The sequence below is a fragment of the Streptomyces sp. NPDC054887 genome (genome assembly GCF_053610585.1).
Map to the genome: position 1 here is coordinate 1 of NZ_JBSGYQ010000022.1, position 16,954 is coordinate 16,954.

At 72.5% G+C, this 16,954-nt stretch carries 14 protein-coding genes; 6 read left to right on the plus strand and 8 right to left on the minus strand.

The features are described 5' to 3' along the window. Positions 1-462: 462 nt before the first annotated feature. The gene (locus tag ACWGH0_RS14830) at positions 463-1,050 is read left to right on the plus strand and encodes an NADAR family protein (RefSeq protein WP_453404551.1); all 588 of its coding nucleotides are present in this window, start codon (positions 463-465) and stop codon (positions 1,048-1,050) included. A gap of 54 nt (positions 1,051-1,104) precedes the next feature. On the opposite strand, the gene ACWGH0_RS14835 is transcribed toward ACWGH0_RS14830, so the two are convergent. Both ACWGH0_RS14835 and ACWGH0_RS14840 read right to left on the minus strand, forming a co-directional pair. Next, entirely contained in the window at positions 1,105-1,791 is a 687-nt protein-coding gene (locus ACWGH0_RS14835) for a LuxR C-terminal-related transcriptional regulator (protein WP_453404552.1), read from the minus strand. Beyond that, a complete protein-coding gene (locus ACWGH0_RS14840; protein ID WP_453404553.1) occupies positions 1,788-3,080 on the minus strand; it encodes a PspC domain-containing protein in 1,293 nt (430 codons plus the stop codon). Before ACWGH0_RS14840 ends, ACWGH0_RS14835 begins: the two co-directional genes overlap by 4 nt. A 208-nt stretch (positions 3,081-3,288) precedes the next feature. On the opposite strand from ACWGH0_RS14840, the gene ACWGH0_RS14845 reads away from it, so the two are divergent. Both ACWGH0_RS14845 and ACWGH0_RS14850 read left to right on the plus strand, forming a co-directional pair. Further along, positions 3,289-4,704, plus strand: coding sequence for a PspC domain-containing protein (locus ACWGH0_RS14845; protein ID WP_453404554.1), 1,416 nt, complete (start codon positions 3,289-3,291; stop codon positions 4,702-4,704). Next, positions 4,691-5,005 carry a hypothetical protein gene (locus ACWGH0_RS14850; protein ID WP_453404555.1) on the plus strand — a complete coding sequence of 105 codons (315 nt, stop codon included), beginning with the start codon at positions 4,691-4,693 and terminating at the stop codon, positions 5,003-5,005. The genes ACWGH0_RS14845 and ACWGH0_RS14850 overlap by 14 nt, the downstream gene beginning before the upstream one ends. Here the strand turns inward: ACWGH0_RS14850 and ACWGH0_RS14855 are convergent. The 4 genes from ACWGH0_RS14855 to guaA form a co-directional block, all read right to left on the minus strand. Further along, the gene (locus ACWGH0_RS14855; protein ID WP_453404556.1) at positions 4,915-5,466 is read right to left on the minus strand and encodes a DoxX family protein; all 552 of its coding nucleotides are present in this window, start codon (positions 5,464-5,466) and stop codon (positions 4,915-4,917) included. The genes ACWGH0_RS14850 and ACWGH0_RS14855 overlap by 91 nt on opposite strands. A 124-nt stretch (positions 5,467-5,590) precedes the next feature. Then, complete coding sequence (locus tag ACWGH0_RS14860; RefSeq protein ID WP_453404557.1) at positions 5,591-6,856, minus strand: hypothetical protein; 1,266 nt, start codon at positions 6,854-6,856, stop codon at positions 5,591-5,593. 97 nt (positions 6,857-6,953) lie between these two features. After that, the gene (locus ACWGH0_RS14865) at positions 6,954-7,757 is read right to left on the minus strand and encodes a class II aldolase/adducin family protein (protein WP_453404558.1); all 804 of its coding nucleotides are present in this window, start codon (positions 7,755-7,757) and stop codon (positions 6,954-6,956) included. Positions 7,758-7,920: 163 nt separating this feature from the next. Beyond that, positions 7,921-9,504 (minus strand): glutamine-hydrolyzing GMP synthase, encoded by a 1,584-nt coding sequence (guaA, locus tag ACWGH0_RS14870; RefSeq protein ID WP_453404559.1) that lies wholly within the window; start codon positions 9,502-9,504, stop codon positions 7,921-7,923. A gap of 309 nt (positions 9,505-9,813) precedes the next feature. On the opposite strand from guaA, the gene ACWGH0_RS14875 reads away from it, so the two are divergent. From ACWGH0_RS14875 to ACWGH0_RS14885, 3 genes are all read left to right on the plus strand, one after another. Beyond that, on the plus strand, positions 9,814-10,125 hold the full coding sequence (locus ACWGH0_RS14875; protein WP_453404560.1) for a chorismate mutase: 312 nt from the start codon (positions 9,814-9,816) through the stop codon (positions 10,123-10,125). 615 nt (positions 10,126-10,740) lie between these two features. After that, positions 10,741-11,922: an IS30 family transposase gene (locus tag ACWGH0_RS14880; protein ID WP_453404624.1), complete on the plus strand. Its 1,182-nt coding sequence runs from the start codon at positions 10,741-10,743 to the stop codon at positions 11,920-11,922. Positions 11,923-12,091: 169 nt separating this feature from the next. Beyond that, on the plus strand, positions 12,092-13,363 hold the full coding sequence (locus ACWGH0_RS14885) for an LAETG motif-containing sortase-dependent surface protein (protein ID WP_453404561.1): 1,272 nt from the start codon (positions 12,092-12,094) through the stop codon (positions 13,361-13,363). 91 nt (positions 13,364-13,454) lie between these two features. On the opposite strand, the gene ACWGH0_RS14890 is transcribed toward ACWGH0_RS14885, so the two are convergent. Both ACWGH0_RS14890 and ACWGH0_RS14895 read right to left on the minus strand, forming a co-directional pair. Beyond that, entirely contained in the window at positions 13,455-15,269 is a 1,815-nt protein-coding gene (locus ACWGH0_RS14890; RefSeq protein WP_453404562.1) for a GMC oxidoreductase, read from the minus strand. Between the two features lie 28 nt (positions 15,270-15,297). Next, positions 15,298-16,914 (minus strand): succinic semialdehyde dehydrogenase, encoded by a 1,617-nt coding sequence (locus ACWGH0_RS14895; protein WP_453404563.1) that lies wholly within the window; start codon positions 16,912-16,914, stop codon positions 15,298-15,300. Positions 16,915-16,954 lie beyond the last annotated feature (40 nt).

Genomic DNA, 16,954 nt, shown 5'->3' on the forward strand with positions numbered 1-16,954 from the left:
CTGTTTTTTTTTAAACTCCCCCCGGCGCCAGGGCGGGGGGGGCGCCCCGCCCCCCCGCCCCCCCCCCCCGGTTCGTTTCCGGCGCACGTCACATCGCCGCCCGGCGGCCGACAGCAGGCGTCCGGCCTCGCGACACTCGCAGGCGTCGGGCGTCCGGCACCCGCGTCCGGCTCGCAGCAGGCGCTCGGCCTTGCGGCACTCGCGAGCATCGGGCGTCCAGCACCCGCGTCCGGCGTCGCAGCAGGCGTCCGGCGTCGCAGCAGGCGCCCGGCGTCGCAGCCGGCGTCCGGCGCCAGGCGTCCCGTATCCCGCGCGTCCCGCATCCCCCGCGCCCCGCGTCCGGCACCAGGCGTTCGGCGCCAGGCGTCCCGCATCCAGCGCGTCCCGGATCCCCCCGCGTCCCGCGTTCGCCTGCGGTCAATTGCCTTGAGGCGGGCCCGCGCGGTGTGCGACCGTGCGCCCATGCCGAACGACCACCACCGTGCGCCCCTCCCCACGTCCGTCGAGGAGGCCGTCGTCGCCGAGCACTCCGGCGGCGCGCGCCTGCGCTACCTCTACTTCTGGGGTCACCGGCCGACGCCCGGCTCCGCCGCCGGCCCCGGCTGTCTCAGCCAGTGGTGGCCCGTCGAGTTCACGGAGGACGGTCACACCTACCGCTCCGCCGAGCACTACATGATGGCCCACAAGGCGTGGCTCTTCGACGACCCCGATTCCGCCGCGCGGATCCTCGCCGCCGGTCATCCCGCCGAGGCGAAATCGCTGGGCCGCCGGATCACCGGTTTCGACGAAAGGACCTGGCGCGAGCACCGCTACGGGATCGTCGTGCGGGGCAGCATCGCGAAGTTCGGCCAGCACCAGGATCTGCGCACATACCTCCTGGGGACGCGCGAGCGCGTTCTGGTGGAGGCCAGCCCGCTCGACCGCGTCTGGGGCATCGGCCTCGCGGCCGACGACGCCTGCGCCGCCTCACCCACCACCTGGCGGGGGCTCAACCTGCTCGGCTTCGCGCTGATGGACGCCCGGGAGACCCTGGCCGGGGCGAGGGCGTAAGCCTGCGCGGGGCGACGGAAACCCGTCGCCCCGGGAAGCAGCCCGGGCCCCGCCTCAGACCAGCCGGCGGGCCGTCGCCCAGCGGGTCAGCTCGTGGCGGTTGGACAGCTGGAGCTTCCTGAGCACCGCCGAGACGTGCGACTCGACCGTCTTCACCGAGATGAAGAGCTGCTTCGCGATCTCCTTGTACGCGTAGCCCCGCGCGATCAGCCGCAGGACCTCCCGCTCCCGCTGCGTGAGCCGGTCCAGGTCCTCGTCGACCGGCGGCGCGTCCGTCGACGCGAAGGCGTCCAGGACGAAGCCGGCGAGCCGGGGCGAGAAGACCGCGTCGCCGTCCTGCACCCGGAAGATCGAGTCGACCAGGTCCGTACCCGTGATCGTCTTCGTGACGTACCCGCGCGCGCCGCCCCTGATCACCCCGATCACGTCCTCCGCCGCGTCGGACACCGACAGCGCCAGGAACCGCACCGGGTTCTCCACCGCCCCCATCAGCGGCGCGCACCGGCGCAGGACCTCGACGCCGCCGCCGCCCGGCAGGTGCACGTCGAGCAGGACCACCTCGGGGCGGGTCGCCGTGATGACCGTGACCGCCTGGTCGACGTCGGCGGCCTCACCGACCACCTCGACGCCGGTCGTGTCGGTCTGCCCGATCTCCGCCTGCACTCCGGTGCGGAACATCCGGTGGTCGTCCACCAGCACCACCCGTGCCCGCCGGTCCCGCGTTGCCTCGGTCTCGGTCATGCGTCCGCCGCCCTCTCCATCTCAAGCTCGACCTCCGTGCCCCCGTCGGGCGCGGAACGCAGCCTCGCCGTGCCGCCGTTGCGCTGCATACGGCCGATGATCGATTCTCGTACGCCCATCCGGTCGGCTGGCACCGCGTCCGGATCGAACCCCGGCCCCCGGTCCCGTACCGAGACGAAGACCGTCCGGCCCTCGACCTCCGCGTACACCTGCACCGCCCCGCCCTCGCCACCGTACTTGGCGGCGTTCACCATCGCCTCGCGCGCGGCCTGCATCTGTGCGACGAGTTTGTCGTCGAGCGGGCAGTCGCCGACGACCACGACCTCCAGCGGTACGCCGTGCTTGTCCTCGACCTCCGCCGCCGCCCGCTTGACCGCCTCGGCCAGGGTGCCGGGCTCCTCGGACTCCTCCTTGCCGTTGCCCTCCGGTTTGTAGAGCCAGTTGCGCAGTTCCCGCTCCTGGGCGCGGGCGAGGCGCCGTACCTCTCCGGGGTCCTCGGCGTTGCGCTGGATCAGCGTCAGGGTGTGCAGCACCGAGTCGTGCACATGGGCCGCGACCTCGGCGCGCTCCTGCGCCCGGATGCGCATCAGGCGTTCCTCGGAGAGGTCCTGGGTCATCCGGACCAGCCACGGACCCGCGAGGAGCGCTATGCCGGTGACGACCGCGAGCGCCGCCGTCAGGACGTTGCCGAGCTGGGCGGCGGATCCACGGACCACCAGGAACGCGGTGAGCCCCATGCCGACCAGCGCCACGCCCGCCATGCCGCGCGCGAGTTGCAGCATCCGGCGGCGGCTGCCGGTCTCCGTCCAGTGGGCGCGACGCGCGTTGTCGGCCTGGCGCCATACGAGGACGACGCCGAGGCCGATCAGCAGGGCGGGCCACAGGTACCGCCCGGCCTGGCCGCCGAACTCGACGTTGGTGACGAAGGTGCCGGCGCCGACGAGCAGCGCGAAGAGCGCGAAGACCTGGCCCTTGTCGGGCTTGCGGAGTCTGCGGCGGCCGTCGGGCGTGGTCTCGAACGCGGAGCGCGGCGCGTCGACGCCGCCGACGCCGAGCGGCACCACGAACCAGAAGGCGGCGTACAGCAGCGCGCCCAGGCCGTCCGAGAGGAAGAGCGCCACGAACACGATCCGCACCCAGACGACCGGCAGGCCGAGATGGCCCGCGAGCCCGCGCGCGACGCCTCCGAGCATGCGCCCCTCGGCGCTGCGGTAGAGCTTGCGCGGCTGCGGCTCCTCGGGCTCGGGGGCGCGGGGGTTCGCGGCTCGGCGGGGCGTGGCGACTGGCATGCCCCGATCGTCACACGTACGGGCGGGGGCGGGCATCAGGGTCGGCCCCCCAGATCCCCCTGACTGCCGGCCGGGTCCGCGGCCGGACCCGGCGGACCGCCTCGCCCGCGAGGGTCCGGAGCCCGCCGCCCGGCTCGGGGGCGAAATCAGGGTTCGTCCAGGGTCGGGACGGGTGCCGCCGCGCCGGTGCGCCCCCCACCATGGACGTATGACACAGCCGTACGCCGCTGCCGCCCCGCCGGGCGCCTCGGACGATCCGACCGAGCAGCCGCCACTGCGCCGCAGCAGGCGCCAGAAGCTGGTGGGCGGCGTCTGCGGCGGGCTCGGCCGGCACTACGACCTCGACCCGGTGATCTTCCGGATCGGTCTGGGCGTACTCGCCGTCACCGGCGGTCTCGGCCTGATCTTCTACGGCTTCGCGTGGCTCTTCGTCCCGCTCGACGGCGAGGACGAGAACGAGGCCCGCCGGCTGCTGACGGGCCGCGTCGACGGCGCCACCCTGATCGCCGTCCTCTTCGCGCTCGTCGGCTGCGGACTGTTCCTCTCCATGCTGAACAACGGCACCGTCCTCGGCTTCGCGGTGCTGCTCTCGGTCGCCCTGACCGGCGCCACCTACTGGTCCCAGCGCCGCCGCCTCGCCGACCCCGCGACGGGCCCGGCCGACCCGGTGACCGCGCAGGCGGCGGCCGTCGCGCCGCCCGAGACCAAGGCGCCGCCCGTGCCCGGCGCGCCCTCCTGGTGGCGCGACCCCATCGTCAAGGACGGCACGACGGGACCGGTCGGCACCGGCTACCTGTGGGGGCCCGAGAGCGCGGTCGCGGACGAGCCGCCGGCCCGGGCGCGGGGCGCGGCGCCCGTCTACGGCCCGCGCCCGCAGCAGCCGCGCGAGCCCGCCTCGCGCGGGCCGCGCGGCATCGGCGGGCGGGTGTTCTCGCTGGCGGTGCTCGCCGGCGGGCTCGGCACCAGCCTGTCGTGGGACGCGCAGCCGCTGGGCACGAGCCTCCAGATCGGCCTGTCCTGCGCGCTCGCCGTCTTCGGGCTCGGCATCCTGGTCAGCGCGTTCCTGGGCCGTACCGGCGTCGGCACGGTCCTGCTCGCCGTCATCACGGCGGTGCTCCTCACCGGCGCCTCCGCGCTGCCCAAGCAGATCTCCACGGACTGGATGCGCACGACCTGGCAGCCGGCCACGGCCTCCGACGTGCGGCCCCGGTACGAACTCGGCTCCGGCGTGGGCACCCTCGACCTCAGCGGTGTGCGGATTCCGGCGGACGGGTCGGTGGAGACCCGGGCGGAGGTCGGGGCCGGGCAGCTCAAGGTCGTCGTACCGAAGGACGTGACGGTGGAGCTGCGCATGAACGTGGGGTTCGGCGACGTCCAGTTGCCCGGGGAGCGGCGGCAGGACTTCGACGTGCGGGCGGACCACTTCCGCACCGAGACGCTGAAGCCCCCGACGCCGCCGGCGCCGCTCGAACCGCCGGAGCCGCCGCAGCCGTCGGCGCCGCCGAAACCGCCCGAGCCAGGGAAGCCCGAGAAGCCCGTGAAGCCCGCCAAGCCCGCCGGGACCCTGCGGCTCGACCTCGAAGTCGGTGTCGGACAGGTGGAGGTGACCCGTGCGGAGAAGTGACACGCCGAGCGGTGGCAGCGACCGCGGGGCGCGCCCGCCGCGCCTCCGGCACGGATTCCGGCCGGGCAGGCTGATCAGCGGCCTGACCGTGGTGGGCACGGCGGCCGCGTACCTCGCGGACGCGGCGGGCGCCTGGCGCGTTCCGTCCTACCTGGCGCTCCCGGTCGTCTTCGCCGGGCTGCTGCTCGCCGGGACGGCGAGCTGGATCGCCTACGGCGTGCGGCGGCGCGCCGCGAGGGCGGCGTCGACGGACAGGTACGCGGCCCCGGCGAGCACCAGCGGCAGCCAGGCCATGAGGTAGACCAGGTCGTTCCCGTAGTAGTACGGGTCGGACGCCCAGCTCACCGTCAGCCACAGGCTCAGCGAGATCAGCGCTCCGCCGAGCGCGGCGAGACGGGCGAGCAGGCCGATCAGGGTGCCGATGCCGACGGCGATTTCACCGCAGGCGATGGCGTAGCCGAAGCCCTCGGGGTTCTTGAGCGCGAGGTCGACGAGGGCGGGAACGGCCGAGCTGTCGCGTACGCCGCGCATCATCTCGCCGATCGACCCGGTGCCGCTCGCCGCCATGAACCCGCTGTCGGTCAGCTTGTCGAGCCCGGCGTAGACGAAGGTGACGCCCAGGAAGATCCGCAGGGGCAGGAGCGCGTAGCGGCGGGCCGTCGCCCGCGGGCCGCCTTCCGCGTACGGCCCCTCGCCGGGGCCCGCACCCGTGCCTCTGCCCGTCGTGCTGCCGTTGCCGCCGGCCCGATGCCCGTGACTCATCGCCTGGTCCCGCCTCTCCGAAGCGTCAGCGCCGTGCGGCGCGGGCACGATTGTCCCCGCGCCCCTCGGAAAGGGATACGTACGCAGCGGTGATCCGGCTCAAACGGCAGGTCACGAGGGCCGGTCAGTCGGTGACGTCGATCGTCACCCGGTCGGTCTCCACGCCCGCCGCCGTCACCACCCGCACGTCGACGCGCCCCGGTTCGACCTCCACCGGCACGGGCACGGTCAGCGCCGTGTCGGTCGGGTTGGCGAAGCCGCCGGGCACCGGGATCAGCGGCACATGGACGTGGACCGTCCCGATCCGTACGACCATCCGGGCCAGCCGGTCGGGAGTCCCCGCGCCCGGCGGGACGAACCCCGCGCCGCGGATCTCGATGTCGTCGCCGGTGCGGATGGGCGCGTCCAGGTCGCCCGCCTCCCTGGCCCGTACGACCGAGAGCACCACCGGACGGCCGCCCTCGGCGAACTTGGCCGCGAAGTACGTCGCCGCCGACACCACGACCAGCAGCGCGAGCCCCCAGGGCAGATCGGGCAGTTGCTCGGGCCGCCGGGCGAGCCGTACCGCCGCGAAGACCACCGCGACCGCGCTGACCAGCACGTACTGCACATCGGCGAAGCTGCCCCGGCCCGCGTCGTCGGTGAGGAGGTCGGCGGCGCGGGGGCGGTCGGCCCGGACCTTCTGGAGGCGCTGGGACAGCACGCGCACGGTCACCACATGGCGTACGACGACGGCGACGGCGCAGGTCAGCGCGAGGACGGTCAGCATGCCGAGGCCGCGGGCCAGTTCGAGTCCGGCGATGAGCGCGTCGCGGTCGGCGTGGTCGGACGCGGCGGCCAGCTGGATCGCGATCACCAGCACGGCGAAGACCACGAGCAGCACCCAGCCCGCCGCGACGGCGCGCGAGGTCGACAGCCGGTTGTCCTCACCGATGAGGGGCGCGAGGAGGCCACCGCGCGCCCGGTGCGCGCGCGCCGCTCCGGTCAGCAGCGCGGCGGTGACGAACGCGGCGACGAGCCCCGCCGTGCGGGCCGTGGTCCAGCCGGTCCCGATGGCGGTGAACGCCTCGGCGAGCATCAGCACGACGACGCCGCCCCACACCACGAACAGCGTGGTGCGCCACACCATGGCCAGCCACGCCTCGCCCGCCTCCCGGCTGCGCTCGGCCACCGCGCGGGCCGACTGCGTCAGCTCGTCCGACACCCACTGGCGCGAGGCGCCGGCGGAGTGCGCCACGGCGGCGGGCAGCCCGTCGCCCGCGGCGAGTCCGTCGCGCTTGGCGAGGAACGCGGCCACCGCGCGCCGGTGGCCCTCGCGGGCGCCGTGCGGACAGTCTCCGCACGTACAACCGCCACTGTGCGCGCTCTGTCGTGCCTCTTGCACAGCCACGGAAGTTGCCGCCCTCTCGAACCGCCGAAGGGAACTTCCCGCCGGCACACCGGAATTCTGCCGTACGGAGACGGGTCTGCGCTTCACCCGTAAGGGGCTATGCGAACAGCTCCGGCTCGGTGCGGCTGATCCGGTCCCACAGCGGCTGGTGGTTGATCCACGCGACGAGGTCGCCGCCCAGCTGGTCACGCGTGTCGACGGCGTCCTTGTGGTCGATCAGTACGGGCCTTCCGGCCGCCCGCGCGGCGAGCTGGACCTGGCAGCAGCGCTCCATCGCGATGAACCACCAAGCCGCCGCGTCCACCGAGTCCCCCACGGTCAGCAGCCCGTGGTTGCGCAGGATCACGGCCTTGCGCGGTCCCAGCGCGCCCGCGATCCACCGCCCCTCCTCCTCGTCGACGGCCACCCCGGTGTACGCGTCGTACAGGGCGTGGTCCTCGTAGAAGGCGCAGGACTCCTGGGTGATCGGGTCGAGCAGCTCGCCCAGGGCGGACAGCGCGCGGCCGTGGAGGGAGTGGGTGTGCGCGACGGCCACGACGTCCGGCCTGGCCCGGTGCACCTGCGCGTGGACGAGGAAGGCCGCCTGGTTGACGTGGCGGCGGCCCTCGACGACCTGCCCGTCGCCGTTGACGAGGATCAGGTCGCCGACGGTCATGTCGGCGAAGGCGAGCCCGAAGGGGTTGACCCAGAAGCAGTCCGCGTACTCGGGGTCGCGCGCGGTGATGTGCCCGGAGACGCCTTCCTCGTACCCGTACCGCCCGAACAGCCTGAGCGCCCCGGCCAGCCGTTCCTTGCGGTACCGGCGCTCGTCGGCGGCGGTCGCGTGGGTCGGCGGCATCGCGAAGTGCAGCTGCTCGACGGGTACGGGTGTCGGGACGGGCGCGGGTGTCTCGGACGTCATGGGGCGGAAGCTACCGTGCGGTACGGCAGGTGACCAGGGGGGCCGCCGCTTGTCGCGCGCGGGCGGGGGCCTGCGGCCGGCGTACCGAGCGGGTACGACGATGCCGCCGCCCAGACGTATGAGCGACGGCATCGGCGTTGACCATGAACCTACTGAGCGGGGGTCACTCCCACTCGATCGTGCCCGGCGGCTTGCTCGTCACGTCGAGGACCACGCGGTTGACGTCCGCCACCTCGTTGGTGATGCGGGTCGAGATCTTCGCCAGTACGTCGTACGGCATCCGGGTCCAGTCCGCCGTCATCGCGTCCTCGGAGGAGACGGGGCGCAGCACGATCGGGTGGCCGTACGTCCGGCCGTCGCCCTGGACGCCCACGGACCGTACGTCCGCGAGCAGCACGACGGGGCACTGCCAGATGTCGCGGTCGAGACCGGCGGCCGTCAGCTCCTCGCGGGCGATCGCGTCGGCGTCGCGCAGCAGGTCGAGGCGCTCCTTGGTGACCTCGCCGACGATGCGGATGCCGAGGCCGGGGCCGGGGAACGGCTGGCGCTGGACGATCTCCTCGGGGAGGCCGAGCTCCTGGCCGACCATCCGGACCTCGTCCTTGAACAGCTGGCGCAGCGGCTCGACGAGCTCGAACTCGATGTCGTCGGGCAGGCCGCCCACGTTGTGGTGCGACTTGATGTTCGCGGTGCCGGTGCCGCCGCCGGACTCGACGACGTCCGGGTAGAGCGTGCCCTGCACGAGGAACGCGACGTCCTCGCCCTCCGCGCCGGCCTCGGCGACGATCTCCGCCTGGGCCTGCTCGAAGACGCGGATGAACTCGCGGCCGATGATCTTCCGCTTCTCCTCGGGGTCGGAGACCCCGGCCAGCGCGTTCAGGAAGCGCTCCTGGGCGTCGACGACCTTCAGCTGGACGCCGGTGGCCGCGACGAAGTCCTTCTCGACCTGCTCGGTCTCGCCCTTGCGCATCAGGCCGTGGTCGACGTACACGCAGGTCAGCTGGTCACCGATGGCCTTCTGCACGAGCGCGGCGGCGACGGCGGAGTCCACGCCGCCGGACAGGCCGCAGATGGCGCGCTTGGTGCCGACCTGCGCTCGGATCGAGGCGATCTGCTCCTCGACGACGTTGTGCGTCGTCCACGCCGGCTCGATGCCGGCGCCCCGGTAGAGGAAGTGCTCCAGGACCTGCTGGCCGTGCGTGGAGTGCATCACCTCGGGGTGGTACTGCACGCCGTACAGCTTCTTCTCGTCGTTCTCGAAGGCGGCGACCGGCACGACGTCCGTGGAGGCGGTGACGGTGAAGCCCTCGGGCGCGGCGGAGCAGGCGTCGCCGTGCGACATCCACACCGACTGCTCGGTGGGGGTGCCCTCGAAGAGCGTGGAGCCGGCCTTGGAGACGGACAGGGGGGTACGTCCGTACTCGCGCGCGCCGTTGTCGTCGACGGAGCCGCCGAGCGTGGTGGCCATCAGCTGGAAGCCGTAGCACATGCCGAAGACGGGGACACCGGCCTCGAAGATCTCACGGTCGAGGGTCGGGGCGCCCTCGGCGTACACGGAGGACGGGCCGCCGGAGAGGATGATCGCCTTCGGGTTCTTGGCCAGCATCTCCGCCACCGGCATGGTGCTGGGGACGATCTCGCTGTAGACGCGGGCCTCACGGACGCGGCGGGCGATGAGCTGGGCGTACTGCGCGCCGAAGTCGACAACGAGGACGGCGTCGGGGGCGGCGGGGGGCACTGCTGGCACGGGGCGGCCTTCCGGCGGTGAAGGGTGTCGGGACTGTCAATTCTAACGGGGACCCGGCATTCGCTTCGTCTCACCATACGAACCCCGGCGGCGACGGCCGGGTGGCCGTGGGCATACTGGCCGCATGCACGAGCAGCTGAGCTTCCTCTTTACCTATGGCACCCGGTCCGACCGGTGCCATGGTCGAGCTGCTTGAGCTACTGACAAGCGACTTCACAGGCGCCCCGGGCCGAACAGGCCCGGGGCGTTCTGTCGTTTCCGGGCCCGGCCGCTCCGGGGAGCCGTACCCCTACACCAGGAGATACGGACATGAGCACCGCCACCACCACCGCCCCCGCCCCCGCCCTCACGGAGAAGACCGGCGCCCGCACCGACGAGGCCGCGGGCCTGATCGGCAACGCCCGGGAGCGCATCGACTCGCTCGACGACAGGATCATCGGTCTGATCCAGGAACGGATGGCCGTGTCGGCCGTCATCCAGGAGGCCCGCATCACCTCCGGCGGGCGCCGGGTGAACCTGTCGCGCGAGCTGGAGGTCCTGGCCCACTACAGGGACGCCCTGGGCAAGCCCGGCACGGCGCTCGCGATGACGATGCTGGAGCTGTGCCGCGGCCGCGTCTGAGGCCGCGTCCGGGCGGATGCGCGTCCGGGGCGGATGCGAGTTCGGGCGCGTCCTCACCCGTACGGCGCGTGACCGGGCGAGGTGCGGGTTCGTTGGTACCGGTGTCCGCGCCAGCCAGGGGCGGCACGCAGGTGGAGCACCACGCGTGGCTCCGCCGGGGCGTGCGGCGTACCTCTCGTACGCCGTGGGACCTCGTCCCGGCGCGTGTGACCGGTCGGCAGGGGACAGCAGCCCGGTCACCCGATGCGGCCGGTTCCGGGGACGCCCGGAACCGGCCGGCCGTGCCCCGCCGATCCCCCGGCCGCCCCGGTGATGCCGTCGAGACTGTTGCGCGGTTCGCGGCCCGTCCTCCACGATGCGAAGACGGCCCCCCGCTTCCCGACGGCCGCTGTCACGGGCCGTCGCCCCGGGGGCGCACTCCTGGCGCGCTCCCGTACACGAACCAGCGGCGCACCCCCCGGCGCCGCCCCCGCTCGCACCGGCGCTGCCCTGACGCCGGTGCCGGCGGCCGGAGCCCCGCGGATTCCCCTTGGGTTCTAGTGGTTGTCGCAACACCCCAGCCCAGGGGATGCGATGGACTTCGAGATCCGCAAGGTCCGTAAGGCTCACGGTCCGATGAAGCTGCGGCGGGAGCGGGAGGAATACTTCCGGCTCGTGCGACAGGGCTACAGCAACAAAGAGGCGTCCCAGTTGGTGGGCGTCAATGAACGGACCGGCCGCGAGTGGCGCAACGGCCGGACGGATCCGAACAGGTTCCGGGCGCCCGCTCAGTCCGAGCGGGCGCCCGTTCTCGCGTCGTCGGGCCGCTATCTGCGCGATGACGAGCGCATCCACATCGCCGACCGACTGCGAGAGAAGGCCACCGTCCGGCAGATGGCCGCCGAGCTGGGCCGAAGCCCGTCCACGGTCAGCCGGGAGATCCGCCGCAATCGCACCACGGACCCCCGGGGGCAGTGGCACTACCGTCCCCACGCCGCCCAGGCCCGGGCCGACGCGCGACGACTCCGCCCCAAAGCGGGCAAGATCGCAACGAACATCGAGCTACGGGACTTCATCCAACAGCGTCTGGCCCTTCGGTGGAGCCCGGAGCAGATCTGCAACGCTCTCCGTGCACAGTTCCCCGACCGGCCGGAGATGCACGTGGTTCACGAGACCGTCTACCAGGCTCTCTACGTCCAGGGCCGCGGTGAACTGCGGCGTGAGGTGACCCGTGCTCTGCGCTCGGGCCGCGCCCGCCGCAGACCTCAGCGGCAGGCAGCCAGCCGGCAACCGCGCTTCAGCCACCCGATGGTCATGATCAGCGAACGGCCGGCCGAGGCGGAGGACCGGGCGGTGCCCGGCCACTGGGAAGGCGACCTCATCATCGGGAAGGACAGCGGCTCCGCGATCGGCACCCTCGTCGAACGCGCCACCCGCTACGTGATGTTGGTGCACCTGCCCGACGGCCGCAGCGCGGAACACATGCGCGACGCCCTGGTCAGGACGGTGAAGGCCCTGCCGACCCATCTGACGCGCTCGCTGACCTGGGACCAGGGCTCAGAAATGGCCGCCCACCACGCCTTCAGCCTCGCTACCGACGTCCCGGTCTACTTCTGCGACCCCGCCAGCCCCTGGCAGCGCGGATCGAACGAGAACACCAACGGCCTGCTGCGGCAGTACTTCCCAAAAGGCACCGACCTGTCAGGCCACACCCGTGAGGACCTCGACGCCGTCGCCGCTGAACTCAACGGACGCCCACGCAAAACGCTCGGCTGGGAAACCCCAGCCGAGCACCTGCATAAACTACTCGCCGCCTAACACAACCGACCACGTGTTGCGACGATCCCTAGAAACCGCCCCCCCTCCGCGGGGTTCTTCGCGTGGCGGGAACGGACCACGCGCCCACCGTCCGCGACGGGTGTGACGCACACCACATAAGAAACGCGTGAGCTTTTGGGCAACCCTTTACGCCGGTCACAGGTCATCCATGCGAACCAACGGCCACCTGTGCATCCCCAAGCCCCGGCGGCCCTCACATCTCGTACCGCTGACCATGCGGTACGCCAGACTTTCTGAGGTCTACATGAAGCTTCGCCGTGCCATGGCCATCGCGGCCGCGACGGCCGTCATAGCTCCCGCCGCGTTCCTGGCCGCGCCGGCAGCGCACGCCGACGGTGACCCCACCTCCACCACGCAGACCGACCCGGGCCAGGCGACCGACCCCGGCGCGGACCCGGAGACCGACCCCGCGACCGACCCGGCCACGGACCCGGAGACGGACCCGGCCACGGACCCCGCGACCGACCCGGCCACCGACCCGGCCACGGACCCGGAGACCGACCCCGCGACGGACCCGGAGACCGACCCGGCCACGGACCCCGCGACGGACCCGGAGACCGACCCGGTGACCGACCCCGCGACCGACCCGGAGACGGACCCGGCGACGGACCCGGAGACCGACCCGGTCACGGACCCCGCGACCGACCCGGAGACGGACCCGGAGACGGACCCGGGCGAGGAGGACCCCCAGACGGACCCCTCCACGGACCCCGAGGACGAGGACCCGACCGACCCCGACGACGGTGAGGAGCCGCCCATCTGCGAGTCCTCCGACCTGGAGCTCGCGGTCAAGGGCCTGCCGGGCAAGATCGCGGCAGGCAGCGGCTGGCGCGAGTTCAGCCTGAACGTCTACAACTCGTCCGACACGACGGTCACGCAGGTCGACTACTTCGCGGGCGCGTCCTTCGACAAGGACGGCTCCGAGCTCCTCAAGTCGCGTCACGTGACGCTCCAGGCGTTCAACGAGGAGACCAAGAACTGGGAAGACCTCGTCGACCCGGACGGCAACGTCGTCGGCTACGTCGGTCAGTCCGACGAGATCAAGCCGGGCTACGAGGTCGACATCCCGATGCGGATCAACGTGAAGGCCGACGCGCCGGCCGGCGCCGCCTTCACCCTCGGCGCCGGTCTCTACATCGGTGACGAGGACTGCTTCGGCTTCGCCGACGTCGCGTACTCGTTCGAGATCGTCAAGGCCGGCACCCCCACGGACAACACCAAGCCGCAGGAGGGTGGCAAGGCCCCCGTCCCGAGCGAGAAGCCGGCCGCGAACACGGCCCCGGCCGTGACCGGCAGCCTCGCCGAGACCGGCGCCTCGTCCCCGATGCCGATGTTCGCCCTCGCGGGCGGCGCGGCCGTGGCGCTCGGCGCCGGCGCGATGTTCGTCGTACGCCGCCGCAAGGCCGGTTCCGAGGCCTGATCGCGGAACACGCATGACCCGGTGACACGCCGGTAGAGCCGGCAGAGGGCGCTGCACTCGGAGGGGGGTGCAGCGCCTTCTGCCTGCCCGCTCACTTCTTCGGCGGGAGCGCCGGAATGCCGAGGAAGGGCAGCTTCAGCGCGCCGAACGCCTCCTTCGGCACCGCCGGCGCCTTCGGCTCGATCGCCGCCAGGCGCTCGTACGCCGCGTCCTGCGCCGGGCGCACGTCCGGCTCGCCCTTGTTGGGCCAGTACGACATCGCGCGCTCCGCCTGCGCGGTGATCGTCAGCGACGGGTTGACGCCCAGGTTGGCGGAGACCGCCGAGCCGTCGACGACCGAGATTCCGGGGTGGCCGTACAGGCGGTGGTACGGGTCGATGACGCCCTGCTCCGGTGTGGCCCCGATCGGGCAGCCGCCCAGGAAGTGCGCGGTCAGCGGCGTGCCCATGAGTTCGCCGACGTTGCTGCCCGCGAAGCCGTTGATCTCCTCGGCGAGCAGCGTCGCGGCGCGGGCCGCCTCGGGGATCTGCTTGGGGTTGGGCGCGCCGTGCCCCTGACGGGCGGTGAGCAGGCCCTTTCCGATGCCGCCGGGTTTGCGGTACGTCGTCAGGGAGTTGTCGAGGGACTGCATGACCAGGCCGATGATCGTCTTCTCGGACCAGCGGTAGTTGGAGAGCGACCGTGCGGTGAGCACCGGGTGCCGGACGACGTTGCCGAGCCAGCCCAGGGCGCGCGGGAACCTCTCGGCGTACGGCACCTGGAGGATGGACATCGCGCCCATCGCGTTGGAGCCCCTGCCGTAGCGGACTGGTTCGATGTGGGTGCTCTCGTCGGGGTGGATCGACGACGTGATGGCGACACCGCGCGTGAAGTCGGCCTTCGGGGCGCCGTGCTTCCTGCGGTAGCGGCGGTCGGTGGTCTGCGAACCGACGAGTGCCTCGGAGTTGGTGCGGGTCAGTTCGCCGAGCCTCGCGGACAGCCGGGGCAGGTCGCCGCGGTCCTTCATGGTGTGCAGGAGCGTCTGCGTGCCGTAGGTGCCGGCGGCGACGACGACCTGGCGGGCCCGGAGGGTGCGGGGCGCGGCCTTGCGGCGGGCGTCGGTGGGGACGGTGGCGACGCGGTAGCCGCCGTCGGGGTGCTCGGCGAGGCCGACGACGGAGGTCATGGGGTGGACGACGGCGCCGGCCTTCTCGGCCAGGTAAAGGTAGTTCTCGTTCAGGGTGTTCTTCGCGCCGTGCCGGCAGCCGGTCATGCACTCGCCGCATTCGGTGCAGGCCCGGCGGGACGGTCCGGCTCCGCCGAAGTACGGATCGGGAACTTCCGCGCCCGGTGCGGCCGTTGACTCACCGTCGGCGTCCTTGCCGTCGCCGAAGAAGACGCCGACCGGCGCCATGTGGAAGCTCCTCCCCACTCCCATGGCCTCGGCGGTCGCCTTCAGGTGCACGTCGGACGGTGTCATGGTCGGGTTAAGGCGCACCCCGAGCATGCGCCTGGCCTGGTCGTAGTACGGCGCGAGTTCGTCCTGCCAGTCCGTGATGTCCGCCCACTGCCGGTCCTGGAAGAAGGCGGCGGGCGGTACGTACAGCGTGTTCGCGTAGTTGAGCGAGCCGCCTCCCACTCCCGCGCCCGCCAGGACCATGACGTTGCCGAGCAGGTGCACGCGCTGGATGCCGAAGAGGCCGAGCGCGGGCGCCCACAGGTAGTTCCTGATGTCCCAGGAGGTCCTGGGCAGGGTCTCGCGGGTGAAGCGGCGGCCCGCTTCGAGGACACCGACCCGGTAGCCCTTCTCCGTCAGGCGCAGTGCGGACACGGACCCGCCGAAGCCGGACCCGACCACGATGACGTCGTAGTCGTACGCGGAATCGTCCTCAGCGTCCTGGCTGCGGACAGAGCTCTCCTGTGACATGGCGCTCCTCGTCGGAAAAAGGCTGGGATCAGCGGAAACGCAGGACCTTGAGCGCCTTCAGGCTGCTGCTCATGAACGCCGCGTACTTCTCGTCGTCCATGCCGAAGGACGGGGCCATGGGAATCAGCCGCTGGTGGGCGACGGTCTGGGCCTCGGTGAACTTGAGGATGCCCTCGGAGCCGTGCCGGCGGCCGAGTCCGGAGTCCTTCATGCCGCCCATCGGGGCCTGGACACTGCCGTACGCGGGGGCGTAGCCCTCGTTGATGTTGACCGTGCCGGTACGCAGCCGGGCGGCGACGGCGTGGCCGCGCTTGGCGTCCTTGGTCCACACACTGGAGTTGAGGCCGTACGGGGTGGCGTTGGCCTGCGCTATGACCTCGTCCTCGTCGGTGAACCGGTAGACGGAGACGACCGGGCCGAAGGTCTCCTCGGTGCACACCGACATCGGCGCCTCGACGCCGTCCAGGATGGTCGGTTCGAAGAAGAGCGGGCCGATGTCGGGGCGGGCGACGCCGCCGGCGACGAGGGTGGCTCCCTTGGCGACGGCCTCCTCGACGTGGCGCCTGACGTTCTCCAGCTGCCGCTCGCCGGCGAGCGAGCCCATGTCGGCGCCGTACGCGAGGGAGGTTCCGAGGCGCATCGCCCTGGTACGGGCGGCGAACCGGGCGACGAAGTCGTCGGCGACGGACTCGTGCACGTACAGCCGCTCGATGGAGACGCACAGCTGCCCGGCGGAGGAGAAGCACGCGCGGACGGCGCCCGCGGCGGCCTTCTCCACGTCGGCGTCCGCCAGGACCAGCATGGCGTTCTTGCCGCCGAGTTCGAGGGACACGCCGATGAGGCGGGCGGCGGCGCCCCGGGCGACCTCGCGGCCCGTGCGGGTGGAACCGGTGAAGGAGACGTAGTCGGCGTGCTTGACGATCTCGGGGCCGACGACCGGCCCCTCGCCCAGCACGACCTGGAAGACCTCGGCGGGCAGGCCGGCCTCGACGAGGAGGTCGCGGGCCCACAGGGCGGTCAGCGCGGTCTCGGTGTCGGGCTTCATCACGACGGCGTTGCCGGACACGAAGGCGGGCAGCGCGTCACCGATGGACAGTTCGAGCGGGTAGTTCCAGGGGGCGATCTGGCCGACGACGCCACGCGGCTGGCGCAGCTCCGTGACCTTGGTCAGGGTCGGGATCGCGCCCGTGCGCCGCCGGGGCCTGAGGTACGAGGCGGCCCTGCGGCCGTAGTGGCGGGCGGCGATGGCCACCGCCTGTATCTCCTCGTGCGCGTGCAGGCGGGCCTTGCCGGTCTCCAGCTGTATGAGGTCGAGCACCTCGGCCTGGCGCTCCAGTACGAGGTCGTGGAAGCGGAGCAGGATCGCGGCGCGCCGGCGCACGGGCACGGCCGCCCAGACGGGCTGCGCGGCGCGCGCCCGCTCGAAGGCGGTGGCGACGTCCTCGGGGGTCGACTCGGGCAGGTCGGCCAGCTTCTCCCCGGTGAAGGGCGTGTGGTTCGCCGTGCGGCCGGAACCGACCACGTCACGCGTGAGCTGGGCGACCACCTCGGGGGTGACCACGTCGGCCGCCGTGCGCGCGCCCGTGGGGGCGGCGGCGACAGGGTTCGTACCGAGGGCGGCTGCGGGGGCCTGCGAGTCCGTCATGAAGGGGAGAGTAAGCCTCCGGCGGGCCTTTTGGTACCCG